This is a genomic window from Pseudomonas sp. Pf153 (assembly GCF_001269775.1).
GTDB lineage: Bacteria > Pseudomonadota > Gammaproteobacteria > Pseudomonadales > Pseudomonadaceae > Aquipseudomonas > Aquipseudomonas uvaldensis.
The window spans coordinates 157,862-173,713 of record NZ_LHVL01000018.1 but is presented as its reverse complement, the minus strand read 5'-3'; the positions used below and the strand labels follow the sequence as shown (position 1 = coordinate 173,713).

The 15,852-nt window shown below is 62.0% G+C and carries 15 protein-coding genes; 6 read left to right on the top strand and 9 right to left on the bottom strand.

Going from position 1 to position 15,852, the window contains the following annotated elements:
• Positions 1 to 15: 15 nt before the first annotated feature.
• The 4 genes from AD666_RS12845 to mreB form a co-directional block, all read right to left on the bottom strand.
• Positions 16 to 612, bottom strand: coding sequence for a nucleoside triphosphate pyrophosphatase (locus tag AD666_RS12845; RefSeq protein WP_053152250.1), 597 nt, complete (start codon positions 610 to 612; stop codon positions 16 to 18).
• Between the two features lie 32 nt (positions 613 to 644).
• Entirely contained in the window at positions 645 to 1,133 is a 489-nt protein-coding gene (gene mreD, locus AD666_RS12840; RefSeq protein ID WP_053152248.1) for a rod shape-determining protein MreD, read from the bottom strand.
• Positions 1,130 to 2,197, bottom strand: coding sequence for a rod shape-determining protein MreC (gene mreC, locus AD666_RS12835; RefSeq protein ID WP_371259592.1), 1,068 nt, complete (start codon positions 2,195 to 2,197; stop codon positions 1,130 to 1,132). Before mreC ends, mreD begins: the two co-directional genes overlap by 4 nt.
• A gap of 171 nt (positions 2,198 to 2,368) precedes the next feature.
• Positions 2,369 to 3,406: a rod shape-determining protein MreB gene (gene mreB / locus AD666_RS12830; protein WP_002555108.1), complete on the bottom strand. Its 1,038-nt coding sequence runs from the start codon at positions 3,404 to 3,406 to the stop codon at positions 2,369 to 2,371.
• 250 nt (positions 3,407 to 3,656) lie between these two features.
• Between mreB and gatC the strand changes: the two genes are divergently transcribed.
• The 6 genes from gatC (at position 3,657) to AD666_RS12800 (ending at position 8,911) form a co-directional block, all read left to right on the top strand.
• A complete protein-coding gene (gatC, locus tag AD666_RS12825; protein ID WP_053152244.1) occupies positions 3,657 to 3,944 on the top strand; it encodes an Asp-tRNA(Asn)/Glu-tRNA(Gln) amidotransferase subunit GatC in 288 nt (95 codons plus the stop codon).
• A gap of 16 nt (positions 3,945 to 3,960) precedes the next feature.
• The gene (gatA, locus tag AD666_RS12820) at positions 3,961 to 5,412 is read left to right on the top strand and encodes an Asp-tRNA(Asn)/Glu-tRNA(Gln) amidotransferase subunit GatA (RefSeq protein ID WP_053152242.1); all 1,452 of its coding nucleotides are present in this window, start codon (positions 3,961 to 3,963) and stop codon (positions 5,410 to 5,412) included.
• Positions 5,413 to 5,422: 10 nt separating this feature from the next.
• Positions 5,423 to 6,868 carry an Asp-tRNA(Asn)/Glu-tRNA(Gln) amidotransferase subunit GatB gene (gatB, locus tag AD666_RS12815; RefSeq protein WP_053152240.1) on the top strand — a complete coding sequence of 482 codons (1,446 nt, stop codon included), beginning with the start codon at positions 5,423 to 5,425 and terminating at the stop codon, positions 6,866 to 6,868.
• Between the two features lie 179 nt (positions 6,869 to 7,047).
• Positions 7,048 to 7,425 (top strand): septal ring lytic transglycosylase RlpA family protein, encoded by a 378-nt coding sequence (locus AD666_RS12810; protein WP_053152238.1) that lies wholly within the window; start codon positions 7,048 to 7,050, stop codon positions 7,423 to 7,425.
• A gap of 50 nt (positions 7,426 to 7,475) precedes the next feature.
• Complete coding sequence (locus tag AD666_RS12805) at positions 7,476 to 8,534, top strand: calcium/sodium antiporter (RefSeq protein ID WP_053153223.1); 1,059 nt, start codon at positions 7,476 to 7,478, stop codon at positions 8,532 to 8,534.
• On the top strand, positions 8,531 to 8,911 hold the full coding sequence (locus AD666_RS12800) for a carboxymuconolactone decarboxylase family protein (RefSeq protein WP_053152236.1): 381 nt from the start codon (positions 8,531 to 8,533) through the stop codon (positions 8,909 to 8,911). Before AD666_RS12805 ends, AD666_RS12800 begins: the two co-directional genes overlap by 4 nt.
• 136 nt (positions 8,912 to 9,047) lie before the next feature.
• On the opposite strand, the gene AD666_RS12795 is transcribed toward AD666_RS12800, so the two are convergent.
• The 5 genes from AD666_RS12795 to kdgD all read right to left on the bottom strand — a co-directional run bounded on the left by AD666_RS12795 (position 9,048) and on the right by kdgD (position 15,699).
• Entirely contained in the window at positions 9,048 to 9,989 is a 942-nt protein-coding gene (locus AD666_RS12795; protein WP_053152234.1) for an AEC family transporter, read from the bottom strand.
• Between the two features lie 206 nt (positions 9,990 to 10,195).
• Entirely contained in the window at positions 10,196 to 11,749 is a 1,554-nt protein-coding gene (gene garD, locus AD666_RS12790) for a galactarate dehydratase (protein WP_053152232.1), read from the bottom strand.
• A 13-nt stretch (positions 11,750 to 11,762) separates the two neighbouring features.
• Positions 11,763 to 13,127 carry an MFS transporter gene (locus AD666_RS12785; protein WP_053152230.1) on the bottom strand — a complete coding sequence of 455 codons (1,365 nt, stop codon included), beginning with the start codon at positions 13,125 to 13,127 and terminating at the stop codon, positions 11,763 to 11,765.
• An 85-nt stretch (positions 13,128 to 13,212) separates the two neighbouring features.
• Entirely contained in the window at positions 13,213 to 14,658 is a 1,446-nt protein-coding gene (locus tag AD666_RS12780) for an aldehyde dehydrogenase family protein (RefSeq protein WP_053152228.1), read from the bottom strand.
• Between the two features lie 129 nt (positions 14,659 to 14,787).
• The gene (gene kdgD, locus AD666_RS12775) at positions 14,788 to 15,699 is read right to left on the bottom strand and encodes a 5-dehydro-4-deoxyglucarate dehydratase (RefSeq protein WP_053152226.1); all 912 of its coding nucleotides are present in this window, start codon (positions 15,697 to 15,699) and stop codon (positions 14,788 to 14,790) included.
• Positions 15,700 to 15,852 lie beyond the last annotated feature (153 nt).

Sequence of the window (15,852 nt, the reverse complement as noted above, 5' to 3'; positions counted from 1 at the left end):
CAGGTCAGACGGCGCTCATTGCGCGCTCAAGGTTTGCCAACAGGGTATGCCGAAATGGCCCAACAATTCTGCCGTTTCACACAGCGGCAGGCCGACCACCGCAGAATAGCTGCCCTCGAGCCCGGTAACGAACACCGCGCCCAGCCCCTGGATGCCATAGCTGCCGGCCTTGTCCCGAGGCTCGCCGCTGGCCCAGTAGGCAAGCGCCTCCTGCTCGGTGATGGCGCGAAAGCGCACCCGACTGCGCACGACCCGGGACTCGCAGCGTTGCCCATCCAGCACGGCAATGGCGGTCAACACTTCGTGATCGCGACCGGACAATGCCATGAGCATTGCCACGGAGTCCGCCTGGTCCAGCGGCTTGCCAAGGATCCGCCCGTCCAGCACCACGGCCGTGTCGGCCCCCAATACGCAGCCATCCGTACTGACTTTCAAAGCACGTCGCCCAGCCGCGGCCTTGCCGCGCGCCAGGCGCTCGACGTAGGCCGATGGGCTTTCGTGGTCCAGGGGAGTTTCGTCAATGTCGGCGCCGACAGTCGTAAAGGCCACACCAATCTGGGTGAGCAGCTCACGTCGACGCGGTGAGCCTGAGGCGAGGTAAAGCGGTTTCATCAAGACACTTCCCTCTTACATGCCCGAACGGATCAGTTGATCTTGAAACGCAGGCGCAGACCGCGCAAAGCGAAGCTGACCCAGGGCCAGAGCAAGGCACTGACCAGGGCGGGCAGCACCATCGCCAGGGTGGGCTGGCGATTGCCCGTTAACGCACTGAGCCACAATTGCACCAGCTGGGCGAGGCCGAAGATCACCAGGATCACCAGGCATTGCTGCCACATCGGGAACATGCGCAGGCGTTGCTGCAGCGACAGCACCAGGAAGGTGATCAAGGTCAGGATCAGTGCGTTCTGGCCCAGCAACGTGCCATAAAGCACGTCCTCGGCCAGCCCCAGGCACCAGGCGGTGACCATGCCCACCTTGTGCGGCAGCGCCAGTGCCCAGAAGGCCAGCAGCAGGGCCAGCCACAGTGGACGCAGGATCTCCATGAACTGCGGCAGTGGCGAGATACTGAGCAACAGGCCCAGGGCGAAAGTCAGCCAGACCATCCAGCCGTTACCGGATTGAGTACTGCTCATTCTTCTCGTGCTCCCCTGGTGGCTGGCGTGGCGGCAGGTGGCTTGGGCGCAGGACGGGTCGCCGGTGCGTGAGCTGCCGGCCTGGCAGGTGTCGCAGCAGGTGCGGGAGCGGTAGCCGGCGCCGTTGCCGGGGCTGGTGCGGTCGGTGGCACCGAGGGGGTCGGAGTCGTGGCCGGTGCCGGGGCCGAAGTGCCGTGCGCTGTCGCTTCGCCCCCCTGCCGATCCTGCGCCTCCTGGGCGACAGCGGCATCATTGGCGCGCTCTTCCGGCGTACGGTTATCGCTGAATACCAATAGCAGGTATCGGCTGCGGTTCAGGGCAGCCGTTGGCACCGCGCGGACGATGGCGAATGGCTGGCCGGAGTCATGAATGACTTCCTTGACCGTCGCCACGGGGTAACCGGCCGGGAATCGCTGGCCAAGGCCGGAGCTGACCAGCAGGTCGCCCTCCTTGATATCGGCAGTATCAGCCACGTGCCGCAGTTCCAGGCGCTCCGGGTTGCCGGTACCGCTGGCAATCGCCCGCAAGCCGTTGCGGTTCACTTGCACGGGAATGCTGTGGGTGGTGTCGGTCAGCAACAGCACACGAGAGGTGTACGGCATCAACTCCACCACCTGGCCCATCAGGCCTCGGGCATCGAGCACCGGCTGGCCAAGGACCACGCCGTCGCGCTCCCCCTTGTTGATGATGATTCGATGGGTGAAGGGGTTGGGGTCCATGCCGATGAGCTCGGCCACTTCGACCTTTTCGTTGACCAGCGCCGAAGAATTGAGCAACTCGCGCAGGCGCACATTCTGCTCGGTCAGGGCCGCCAGCTTCTGCATGCGCCCCTGCAGCAGCAGGTTTTCAGTCTTGAGTTTCTCGTTTTCGGCGACCAGCTCGGTCCGGCTGCCGAACTGGCTGGCCACACCTTGCCACAACCGCTGCGGCAGGTCGGTGATCCAGTAGGACTCCATAAGGACCAGCGACATCTGGCTGCGCAGAGGCTTGAGCAGCGTGAAACGGGCATCGACCACCATCAGCGCAACCGATAGCACGGCCAGCACCAGCAGGCGCACACCCAGCGAGGGGCCTTTGGCAAAAAGCGGTTTAATAGGCCGCTCCTCCCAGGCAGATGTTCTCTTTATTCATACGGTATCGAACCGGCCTGGCTACGAATGACAGAAGATAAACGCCAACAGGCAGCACTGCAAAGTGCTGCCTGTGCGCTCACCCATGTAATGCAAATCCGGCGATTATTCGCTGGAGAGCAGGTCCATGGTGTGCTTGTCCATCATTTCCAATGCACGGCCACCGCCGCGGGCAACACAGGTCAGCGGGTCTTCGGCAACGATCACTGGCAGCCCGGTTTCCTGGGCCAGCAGTTTGTCGAGGTCGCGCAACAACGCACCACCACCGGTCAGCACCAGGCCGCGCTCGGCGATGTCGGAAGCCAGTTCCGGCGGCGATTGTTCCAGGGCACTTTTCACAGCCTGGACGATAGTAGCCAGGGACTCTTGCAGAGCCTCCAGCACTTCGTTGGAGTTCAGGGTGAATGCACGTGGAACGCCTTCGGCCAGATTGCGACCGCGCACATCGACTTCACGTACTTCGCCGCCCGGGTAGGCGGTGCCGATTTCCTGCTTGATGCGCTCGGCGGTGGATTCGCCGATCAGGCTGCCGTAGTTGCGGCGTACGTAGGTGATGATCGCTTCGTCGAAACGGTCGCCGCCCACACGCACGGATTCGGCATAGACCACACCGTTGAGGGAGATCAGGGCGATTTCGGTGGTACCACCACCGATGTCGACGACCATCGAGCCACGGGCTTCTTCTACCGGCAAGCCGGCACCGATGGCGGCTGCCATGGGCTCTTCGATCAGGAACACTTCGCGGGCACCGGCGCCGAGGGCCGATTCACGGATGGCGCGACGCTCCACCTGGGTGGACTTGCATGGAACGCAGATCAGCACGCGTGGGCTGGGCTGCAGAAAGCTGTTTTCGTGAACTTTGTTGATGAAGTACTGCAGCATCTTTTCGCAGACGCTGAAGTCGGCGATCACACCGTCTTTCATCGGGCGAATGGCCGCGATGTTGCCCGGCGTACGGCCCAGCATGCGCTTGGCTTCCGTACCGACAGCCACGACACTTTTCTGGTTGCCGTGGGTGCGGATGGCCACGACCGAGGGTTCATTCAGGACGATACCGCGCTCGCGCACGTAAATAAGGGTGTTGGCAGTGCCCAGGTCAATGGAAAGATCGCTGGAAAACATGCCACGCAGTTTCTTGAACATGGGAAAGGGACCCTAGGCAACGCGTGGGTAAAAAAGTGCGGCAAACTCTAACAACGACAGGGATTTTGGGCAAGGCGCCAATATGTTAAATTGGCCGCTTTTCTGTGCACCAAACCCTACAATCGCGGCCAATGCCCTGTTTCGAACAGTATTTGTGATACACGGCACTGGACCGTAGAAATGCGGTAGTGTTCCGACAATCTAACACACGGACAGACTGCGTCCGTTTTGTTTTCCACTGGAGAATCCCATGGCGCTTGAACGCTCCGACGTGGAAAAAATCGCTCATCTGGCCTGCCTGGGCCTCAATGAAGCCGATCTTCCACACATCACTTCTGCCCTGAACAGCATTCTGGGGCTGGTCGACGAGATGCAGGCGGTCAATACCGACGGTATCGAACCCCTGGCCCACCCACTGGAAGCCAGCCAGCGCCTGCGCGCAGACGTCGTGACCGAGCCGAATAACCGCGAGGCCTACCAATCCATCGCACCCGCGGTCGAAAACGGCCTGTACCTGGTTCCGAAAGTCATCGACTAAAGGGAAAGAGCCTCTCATGCATCACATGACCCTGGCCGAGATCGCCCGCGGACTCGCCGATAAAAAGTTTTCTTCCGAAGAGCTGACCAAGACTCTGCTGGCGCGCATCGCCCAGCTCGACCCGCAGCTCAACAGTTTCATCAGCCTCACCGAAGAACTGGCCATGAGCCAGGCCAAGGCCGCCGACGCCCGTCGCGCCAACGGTGAAACCGGCGCCCTGCTCGGCGCGCCGATTGCCCACAAGGACCTGTTCTGCACCCAGGGCATCCGCACCAGCTGCGGCTCGAAGATGCTCGACAACTTCAAGGCCCCGTACGACGCTACCGTGGTCGCCAAGCTGGCTGCCGCCGGGACCGTAACCCTGGGCAAGACCAACATGGACGAATTCGCCATGGGCTCGGCCAACGAGTCGAGCCACTACGGCGCCGTGAAGAACCCATGGAACCTGGCACACGTGCCGGGCGGCTCGTCCGGCGGTTCCGCCGCGGCCGTGGCCGCGCGATTGCTGCCAGCCGCTACCGCCACCGACACCGGCGGCTCGATCCGCCAACCGGCGGCGTTCACCAACCTCACCGGCCTCAAGCCCACCTACGGCCGCGTATCGCGCTGGGGCATGATCGCCTACGCCTCCAGCCTCGACCAGGGCGGTCCACTGGCCCGCACCGCCGAAGACTGCGCGATCCTGCTGCAAGGCATGGCCGGCTTCGACCCGAACGACTCCACCAGCATCGACGAACCGGTGCCGGACTACAGCGCCAGCCTCAACGACTCGTTGCAGGGCCTGCGCATCGGCGTGCCAAAAGAGTACTTCGGCGCCGGCCTCGACCCACGCATCGCCGATCTGGTCCAGAACAGCATCAAGGAACTGGAAAAGCTCGGCGCGATCATCAAGCAAATCAGCCTGCCAAACATGCAGCACGCGATTCCGGCGTACTACGTGATCGCCCCGGCTGAAGCCTCCTCCAACCTGTCGCGTTTCGACGGCGTGCGCTTCGGCTACCGCTGCGAGAACCCGCAGAACCTGGTAGACCTGTACAAGCGCTCCCGTGGCGAAGGCTTCGGCGCCGAAGTGCAGCGCCGGATCATGGTCGGCACCTATGCGCTGTCCGCCGGCTACTACGATGCCTACTACCTCAAGGCCCAGAAGATCCGCCGCCTGGTGAAGAACGATTTCATGGCCGCCTTCAACGAGGTCGACATCATCCTCGGCCCGACCACGCCAAACCCGGCCTGGAAACTCGGCGCCAAGAACAGTGACCCGATCGCCGAGTACCTGGAAGACGTCTACACCATCACCGCCAACCTCGCCGGTTTGCCGGGCCTGTCCATGCCGGCCGGTTTCGTCGATGGCCTGCCGGTGGGCGTGCAGTTGCTCGCGCCGTATTTCCAGGAAGGCCGCCTACTCAATGTGGCGCATCAGTACCAGCTCAATACCGACTGGCACACCCGCACCCCAACCGGCTTCTGAGGAGACACACATGCAATGGGAAGTCGTGATCGGGCTGGAGATTCACACCCAGCTCACCACCCGGTCGAAAATCTTTTCCGGCAGCGCCACCACGTTCGGTTCCGAGCCCAACACCCAGGCCAGCCTGGTCGACCTGGGCATGCCCGGCGTACTGCCGGTGCTCAACGCCGAAGCAGTGCGCATGGCGGTGATGTTCGGCCTGGCGATTGACGCCGAGATCGGCCAGCACAACGTGTTTGCCCGCAAGAACTACTTCTATCCGGACCTGCCGAAGGGCTACCAGATCAGCCAGATGGAATTGCCGATCGTCGGCAAGGGCCACCTGGACATCGCCCTGGAAGACGGCACGGTCAAGCGCGTCGGTATTACCCGGGCGCACCTGGAGGAAGACGCCGGCAAGAGCCTGCACGAGGAATTCAGCGGCGCCACCGGCATCGACCTGAACCGCGCCGGCACGCCACTGCTGGAAATCGTCTCCGAACCGGACATGCGCAGCGCCAAGGAAGCCGTGGCCTACGTCAAGGCAATCCACGCGCTGGTGCGTTACCTGGGCATCTGCGACGGCAACATGGCCGAAGGCTCGTTGCGCTGCGACTGCAACGTATCGGTCCGGCCCAAGGGCCAGGCTGAGTTCGGTACGCGCTGCGAGATCAAGAACGTCAACTCGTTCCGCTTCATCGAGAAAGCGATCAACAGCGAGATCCAGCGCCAGATCGAACTGATCGAAGACGGCGGCAAGGTCATCCAGCAGACCCGCCTGTACGACCCGAACAAGGACGAGACCCGTCCGATGCGCAGCAAGGAAGAGGCCAACGACTACCGTTACTTCCCCGACCCGGACCTGCTGCCGGTGGTCATCGAGGATTCGTTCCTCAATGACGTGCGCGCCACCCTGCCTGAACTGCCGCCGCAGAAACGCGAGCGCTTCCAGGCCCAGTTCGGCCTGTCGAGCTATGACGCCAACGTCCTGGCCACCAGCCGCGAACAGGCCGATTACTTCGAAAAAGTCGTGAGCATCGGCGGCGATGCCAAGCTGGCGGCCAACTGGGTGATGGTCGAGTTGGGCAGCTTGCTGAACAAGCAAGGCCTGGAGATCGAAGAGTCGCCGGTGTCGGCCGAACAACTGGGCGGCATGCTGCTGCGGATCAAGGACAACACCATCTCCGGCAAGATCGCCAAGATGGTCTTCGAAGCCATGGCCAATGGCGAAGGCAGCGCCGACGAGATCATCGAGAAGCGCGGCTTGAAGCAGGTCACCGACACCGGGGCGATCAGCGCCGTGCTCGATGAAATGCTCGCGGCCAACGCCGAGCAGGTCGAACAGTACCGTGCGGCAGACGAAGCCAAGCGCGGCAAGATGTTCGGCTTCTTCGTCGGCCAGGCCATGAAAGCCTCCAAGGGCAAGGCCAACCCGCAACAGGTCAACGAACTGCTGAAAAGCAAGCTCGAGGGCTGATTGTCATGGAGCCAGATGTTCGACCTGGCTCCACTCTCCCTTGTGGGAGCGCCTCGGTGGGAGCAAAGCTTGCTCGCGATGAAAACGCCTCGATCCGTCAGAAGATCGCGTTATCGTTTATCGCGAGCAAGCTTTGCTCCCACAGGCTCGCCTCCATATTTATATTCGGAAACTTCCAGATGAAGCGTCTCCTTGGCGCCTGCGCCCTGCTGTCCCTGCTGGCCGGCTGCGCCAGCCAGAGCGGGACGGTCGATCCACACGGCTACGACCAGACCGGCGTTGCCTCGTATTATGGTTCCCGCCATCATGGCAAGCGCACCGCCAGCGGCGAGCGTTTCGACCAGCACAGCCTGACTGCCGCCCATCGCCAGTTGCCGTTCGGCACACGGGTAAAGATCACCAACCTGGGCAACAACGACAGTGTTGTGGTGCGCATCAACGACCGTGGTCCGTATACCCGCGGTCGCCTGATCGACGTATCGCAAGCGGCAGCCAAACAACTGGGTATGTTGCGTAGCGGCACTGCCCGGGTGCGCGTGCAGGCCCTCGACGACTGATAGACGGAGCCCAGGCCATTTCTCTATTGTCAGCCTTGCCACTGTTCAGCCTGATCGAATTATTCGGTGCGCTGCTGCTACTGATCGCTGGCGCCGAGCTTTTGGTGCGGGCTGCCGTTGGCCTGGCCGCACGCCTGCAGGTGCGACCACTGATCATCGGCCTGAGTGTCGTCGCCTTCGGCAGCAGCGCGCCGCAAATGGCCGTCAGCCTGCAGGCGACCCTGGCTCAGAACGCCGACATCGCTGTGGGCAGCGTAATCGGCAGCGGCATTTTCAACATTCTCGTCACGCTGGGACTGTCGGCCCTGATCATCCCACTGCGCGTTTCGCGCCAGTTGGTGCGCCTGGACATTCCGCTGATGATCGGCGCCAGCCTGCTGGTGTTCGTGCTGGCATGGAATGAGGCACTGACACGGCTGGACGGCGTGCTGCTGTTGATGGCCCTGGCGGTCTACCTGGGTCTGCTGCTGCGCCAGTCGCGCCACTCGGGTCGTCCCCATGCGGTGATCGAAGTCACACAGGCATCCTGGTTCAAGAGCCTTTCGATGATCGTGCTGGGGTTGGCCATGTTGATATTCGCCGGCCATCTGTTACTAGGCGCTGCCGTGGAAGTGGCCACCGATCTCGGGCTATCGGAACGCATCATTGGCTTGACCATCGTCGCCGTCAGCACATCACTACCGGAACTCGCCACGTCCCTGATCGCCGCGCTGCGTGGCCAACGTGACATTGCGGTAGGCAACGTGATCGGCAGCAACCTGTTCAATCTGCTGGGCGTCCTGGGAGTGACCGCCCTGGTGGCGCCCTCGCCACTGTCGGTCTCCCCCAACGCCTTGGATTTCGACTTGCCGGTGATGCTCGGCGTGGCCGTGCTGTGCCTGCCGGTGTTCTATTCCGGCTACCGCGTCACCCGCGCCGAAGGGCTGCTGTTGCTGGGCCTGTACCTGGCTTATGGGCTGCATGTGGTGTCGTTCACCACGGGCATGCCACTGGCCGGCCAGCTGGAACGGCTGATGCTGTTCTACGTGCTGCCAGCCCTGCTCGCCTTCCTGCTGTTCACTTCCGTGCGCGCCTGGCGCCGCCAACACCACAAGAGGGATTTGCCATGACCGATATTCCAAAGACCGGCCTGGACATGCGTCGCCAGGTGATGGGCGACGCCTTTGTCGACCGCGCCCTGGGCAACGCCACCGAATTCACCCAGCCGCTGCAAGACTTCGTCAATGAACACGCCTGGGGCAGCGTCTGGAGCCGCGAAGGTCTGCCGCTGAAGACCCGCAGCCTGATCACCCTAGCCGCCCTCACCGCCCTCAAATGCCCGCAGGAACTCAAGGGTCACGTGCGCGGCGCGTTGAACAATGGCTGCACGGTGGAGGAGATTCGCGAGGCGCTGCTGCATTGCGCAGTGTATGCCGGGGTGCCGGCGGCGATCGATGCGTTTCGGGCGGCGCAGGAAGTGATCGATAGCTACCAGAAACCTGAGTGACTGAAAGACCGCTATCGCGAGCAGGCTCGCTCCCACAGCAGATTGATGGCGTACACAAAATTCGTGTTCAACACTGACCCACGGTGGGAGCGAGCCTGCTCGCGGTTGGGCCTGAAGGTCACCACAAACCCTGACCTTAGATCCACCCACCCCACTGCAACACAAAGATCCCAAGGTTGGTGGTGATCGCCGCCATCAACGTGGTGATGACGATGATCGCCGCCGCCAGTTCGTGGTTGCCATCGGCAGCCCGGGCCATGACGAAGCTGGCGGCTGCGGTGGGGCTGCCGAAGTACAGGAACAGAATCCCCAGTTCCGCCCCGCGAAAGCCCCAGAGCCAGGCGCCAAGCGTGGTGATCAACGGCAGGCCGACCATCTTCACCAGGCTGGAACTCAGGGCCATCTTGCCGCTCTTGCGCAGGGCTGCCAGAGACAGCGTGCCGCCGATACAGATCAACGCCAGGGGCAAGGTCATCTGCGCCAGGTACTTGCCCGAGGTCTCGAGCCAGTTCGGCAGGCCAATCTGCCAGTAGGCGAACGGTGCAGCGGCGATCACGCTGATGATCAGCGGATTGCTGATCACGCTTTTGCAGATGCTCCAAGGGTCGGACTTGATCACCGGGCTGTAGACCGCCAGCACGATGGTCGACAGGGTGTTGTAGAACAGGATCACCAGCGCCGCGAGGATCGCGCCCAGGGAAATCCCATAGTCGCCATACATGCTCGCCGCCAGCGCCAGGCCGATCACGCCGTTGTTGCCGCGAAACGCGCCCTGGGTGTAGATGCCGCGATCCTGACGCGGACAACGCCAGATCGCCCAGCCCCAGGCCATGGCGAAACTCACCAGGGTCGCAATGGAAAAATAGATCAACAGGTCCGGCTGTAATGCGGCGTGCAGATCGGCGTGCAAGATCCCCAGGAACAGCAGCGCCGGCATGGTGACGTTGAACACCAGCGACGAGGCGATATGGATGAAGTTATCGTTGATCCAGTAGACGCGCTTGAGCAACACCCCCAGAAACAGCATGGCAAACACCGGCGCGGTGATGTTCAGGGTTTCGAGGAAAATGGCCAGCATGCCGGGGACCTTTGGAGAGGGTGTCGTTAGGTAGCTAATGATAAGCCACTTACGGCACTGGCGTCTGGTGATTCCTGTGGGAGCGGGCTTGCTCGCGAATGCGGTATGTCATCCGATGCATGTGTTGAATGACACACCGCTTTCGCGAGCAAGCCCGCTCCCACATTGGATTATGGGCGAGCGCAACATCTGCGCTCGCCGCCGGCTCAGGTAATCGGCGCCGGGTTGAACAGGGTGATGTCGTTGAACAGCTTGTGCTGTTCGGCCCAGGTCTTCTTCTTGCCGCTGGCCACATCCAAGTAGTAGTGGAACAGCTCCCAACCCAACTCTTCGATCGTCGCCCGCCCCGTAGCGATCCGACCGGCGTCGATGTCGATCAGGTCCGGCCAGCGCTGGGCCAGTTCGGTACGGGTCGAGACCTTCACCACCGGTGCCATCGCCAAACCGTACGGCGTGCCGCGACCGGTGGTGAACACGTGCAGGTTCATCCCTGCTGCCAACTGCAAGGTGCCGCAGACGAAATCGCTGGCCGGCGTGGCGCAGAAGATCAGGCCCTTTTGCTTGAAGCGCTCGCCCGGGCCGAGCACGCCGTTGATCGCGCTGCTGCCGGACTTGACGATCGAACCCAGGGATTTCTCGACGATGTTCGACAACCCGCCCTTCTTGTTCCCCGGCGTGGTGTTGGCACTGCGGTCGGCCTCGCCCTTGGCCAGGTAACGGTCGTACCAGTCCATTTCCCGCACCAGCTCTTGAGCAACTTCCTGGGTCTGCGCCCGGGAGGTCAGCAGGTAGATCGCATCGCGCACTTCAGTGACTTCGGAAAACATCACCGTCGCCCCGGCACGCAGCAGCAGGTCCGAGGCATAGCCCAGCGCGGGGTTGGCGGTGATGCCGGAAAACGCATCGCTGCCGCCGCACTGCATGCCCAGGATCAGCTCCGAGGCCGGCACGGTTTCGCGACGGCGCTGGTCGAGCTTCTTCAAGCGAGTCTCGGCCAGTTCCATGATCTGCTCGATCATTTCGGTGAAGCCGTGGCTGGAATCCTGCAAGCGATACAACCACGGCTCACTGAGGTCCACCGAGCTATCGTTGTCGTGCATCACCTGCCCGGCCTGCAATTTCTCACAGCCCAGGCTGATCACCAGGGCTTCGCCGCCCAGGTTCGGGTTGCGCGCCAGGTTGCGCACGGTGCGGATCGGGATGTACGCATCGGTCGCGGTGATCGCTACGCCACAGCCGTAGCTGTGGGTCAGCGCCACCACGTCATCGACGTTCGGGTACTTGGGCAGCAACTCGTCCTTGATGCGCTTGACGGCATGGTCCAGAACGCCGGTTACACACTGCACCGTCGTGGTGATGCCCAGGATATTGCGCGTACCGACGGTGCCGTCGGCGTTGCGGTAGCCTTCGAAGGTGTAGCCCTCCAGCGGCGCATCGGCCGCCGGCACGTCGGTGGACAGCGGCAAGCTGTCCAGCGGCGGCGCGGTCGGCATGCGCAGCTGGTCTTCCTTGACCCAGCTGCCACGGGGGATCGGCTGCAACGCATAGCCAATGACCTGACCATAGCGAATGACCTCGCCGCCCTCGGGAATGTCCTGCAACGTGACCTTGTGGCTCTGGGGCACAAAGTCCACGGTGACCAGGCCATCCGGGAACTCGGTCCCGGCCGGTACGCCCTGGTCGTTGACGACGATCACCACGTTGTCCCGCTCGTGCAGGCGGATGTAACGGGGCGAGTCGGCATGTTCAATCAATTGCATTGTTGCCGCTCCTTCAGGATTTGGCTTCAGACAGACTGGTGATACCGGCATCCTTGGCCGTGGGTTCCTTGAGCACGACACGCTTGATCGGCCCGACGATAACCAGGTAGCTGAACACCGCCATCAGCGCGTTGCAGCCGACGAACACCAAGGCCCATTTGAACGAACCAGTGGAGCTGATGATGTAGCCGATGACGATCGGGGTAGTGATCGAGGCCAGGTTGCCGAAGGTGTTGAACAGGCCACCGCTCAGGCCGGCGATCTGTTTTGGCGAGGTGTCGGACACCACGGCCCAGCCCAGCGCACCCACGCCCTTACCGAAGAAGGCCAGGGCCATGAAGCCCACCACCATCCATTCGATGTCCACGTAGTTGCACGCCACGATGCTGCTGGACACCAGCAGGCCGCCAATGATTGGCGCTTTGCGGGCGAAGGTCAGCGAGTGGCCCTTGCGCAGCAGGTAATCGGAAATCACCCCGCCCAGCACACCACCGATGAACCCGCAGATGGCCGGCAAGGAGGCGATGAAACCGGCCTTGAGGATAGTCATGCCGCGCTCCTGCACCAGGTACACCGGGAACCAGGTCAGGAAGAAGTAGGTGATACCGTTGATGCAGTACTGGCCCAGGTATACGCCCAGCATCATGCGGTTGGTCAGCAGTTGGCGGATGTAATCCCACTTCGGACCGTCGGCTTTCTTTTCCTTGCCTTTGTCCTGGTCCATGTCGACCATCGCACCGTTGGCGGCGATGTGATTGAACTCGGCCTCGTTGATCATCGGGTGTTGGCGCGGGCTGTAGATCACCTTCAGCCAGATCAGCGAGAACACGATGCCGATCACGCCCATCACGATGAACACATGCTGCCAGCCGAAGCGATAGACGATCCAGCCCATCAGCGGCGCGAACAGCACGGTGGCGAAATACTGCGCCGAGTTGAAGATCGCCGAGGCGGTGCCGCGTTCTGCGGTCGGGAACCAGGCGGCGACGATACGTGCGTTACCCGGGAAGGACGGCGCTTCGGCCAACCCCACCAGAAAGCGCAGCATGAACAGCGCTACCACGGCGGTGGACAGGCCGAACTCACCCACATAGCCTTGCAGCACGGTGAACAGCGACCAGGTGAAAATGCTCAGGGCATAGATTTTTTTCGACCCGAAACGGTCGAGCAGCCAGCCGCCAGGAATCTGCCCGGCCACGTAGGCCCAGCCGAAGGCGGAGAAGATGTAACCGAGGGTGACCGCGTCGATGCCGAGGTCTTTTTGCAGGCTGGAGCCTGCGATGGCGATGGTGGCGCGGTCGGCATAGTTGATCGTTGTCACCACAAACAGCATGAGCAGGATCAAGTAGCGGACGTGCGTCGGCTTGGTCGCTTGCATGTAACAGTACTCCCACTATTTATTTTTATGCGGGTCAGCAGATTGTACGACCGGGGCTGGATCACCAGCCCGGCCGGTGTTGCGTTTACGAACCGATGTAGGCGGTTTTCACCACGGTGTAAAACTCTTGTGCGTAGCGACCTTGCTCACGCGAACCATAGGACGAACCTTTGCGCCCGCCGAACGGCACGTGGTAATCCACGCCGGCGGTCGGCAGGTTGACCATTACCATGCCCGCCTGGGAATGGCGCTTGAAGTGGTTGGCGTACTTCAAGGAGGTGGTGGCAATACCGGCCGACAGACCGAACTCGGTGTCGTTGGCCATCGCCAGCGCCGCCTCGTAGTCCGCCACGCGCACCACGTTGGCGACCGGGCCGAAGATCTCTTCACGGCTGATGCGCATCGAGGCTTCGCTATCGCTGAACAGCGTCGGCGCCAGGAAGTAACCTTCGGTGTCGCAGGTCACCAGACCACCACCGCTGACCAGCCGAGCACCTTCGCTCTGACCGATGTCGATGTATTTCAGGTCCTGGCTGAGCTGGGCTTCGGAGACGACCGGGCCGATGTCGGTACCGGCCCTCAATGCGTGGCCGACCTTGATCGACTGCATGCGCTCGGCCATGGCCGCGACGAATTTGTCGTGGATGCCGGCGGTCACAATCAGGCGACTCGAAGCCGTGCAACGCTGGCCGGTAGAGTAGAACGCACTCTGCACCGCCAGTTCGACGGCCTGCTTGAGGTCGGCATCGTCGAGGATGATCTGCGGGTTCTTGCCGCCCATTTCCAACTGCACCTTGGCCTGGCGCGACACGCAGCTGACGGCGATCTGCCGGCCCACGCCCACGGACCCGGTGAAGCTGATGCCGTCGACTTTCGGGCTGTTGACCAGGATGTCACCGACCACACGACCGCTGCCCATCACCAGGTTGAACGCACCGGCCGGGAAACCGGCGCGGGAAATGATTTCCGCCAGGGCCCAGGCGCAACCCGGTACCAGCTCGGCGGGCTTGATCACCACGCAGTTGCCGTAGGCCAGGGCCGGGGCGATTTTCCATGCGGGGATAGCAATCGGGAAATTCCATGGGGTGATCAGGCCGACCACGCCGAGGGCTTCACGGGTGACTTCGACGTTGACGCCCGGACGCACCGACGGCACGTAGTCACCGGAAAGACGCAGGCATTCACCGGCGAAGAACTTGAAAATGTTGCCGGCGCGGGTCACTTCGCCGATGGCTTCGGGCAGGGTCTTGCCCTCTTCCCGGGCCAGCAGTTGACCGAGCTCTTCGCGACGGGCGAGGATCTCGCTGCCGACTTTATCCAGCGCATCGTGACGGGCCTGTATGCCCGAAGTCGACCAGGCCGGGAACGCAGCACGGGCAGCTTCGATGGCGGCATTGACTTGAGCTGCGTCAGCCTTGGCGTATTCACCGATGACATCGGACAAGTCAGATGGGTTGATGTTGGTGCAATAGTCGGCACCGGCTACCCACTCACCGTTGATGTAGTTATCGAAACGCTTTGCATCAGTCACGGAGCTACTCCTTTTACAAAAGCTGTCTAGGAACGCCGAGCGTCCCTGGCTGCATTCCCACGCAGAGCATGGGAACGATCAAGCCTTACGTAAAAAGCCGCTGATTGCTCAGCGGCCTCGTCGGGTCTGTTATTGCTTGCCTTGCTTGTCGATCAGCGCGGCCAGGGCTTCGTATTCTTCCGGCAGCAGGTCGGTCAGCGGCGTGCGCACAGGGCCCGCGTCGTAGCCGACGATCTTCGCACCGGCCTTGACGATGCTCACGGCATAACCGGCTTTGCGATTACGGATATCCAGGTAAGGCAGGAAGAAGTCGTCGATGATTTTGCCGACGGTGGCGTGGTCGTCGCGGGCAATGGCGTTGTAGAAGTCCATCGCGGTTTTCGGGATGAAGTTGAACACCGCCGAGGAGTAGACCGGCACACCCAGGGCCTTGTAGGCCGCGGCATAGACTTCAGCGGTCGGCAGGCCACCCAGGTAGCTGAAACGATCGCCGAGGCGACGACGGATCGATACCATCAGTTCGATGTCGCCCAGACCATCCTTGTAGCCGATCAGGTTCGGGCAACGCTCGGCCAGTTGTTCCAGCTGAACCGCGTTCAGGCGGCAAACGTTGCGGTTGTACACCACTACGCCGATCTTCACCGACTTGCACACGGCTTCAACGTGGGCGGCAACACCGTCCTGGCTGGCTTCGGTCAGGTAGTGCGGCAGCAACAGCAGACCCTTGGCACCCAGACGCTCGGCTTCCTGGGCGTATTCAATGGCCTGGCGGGTCGCACCGCCGACACCGGCGAGGATTGGCACGCTGCTGGCGCAGGTATCGACCGCAGTCTTGATGACTTGGGAGTACTCACTGGCGGCCAGGGAGAAGAATTCGCCGGTGCCACCCGCTGCGAACAGCGCAGAGGCGCCGTACGGGGCCAGCCACTCGAGGCGCTTGATGTAGCTGTCGCGATTGAAATCGCCTTGGGCAGTGAAATCGGTGACCGGGAACGACAGCAGGCCAGACGAGAGGATGGACTTCAGTTCTTGTGGATTCATTATTCGAACACCCTGGGACGCAAATGTGTGTGTGTGAGGTTAAGCTTCGGCCAGAAGTTGTAGGTCATCGTACAACTTAAAATGTAGACGTCAACTGTATTTCGTCTTTTGTCAGGTGCGTGGGCATGGAGGTTAGTCGCTAAGCCTTGTAAA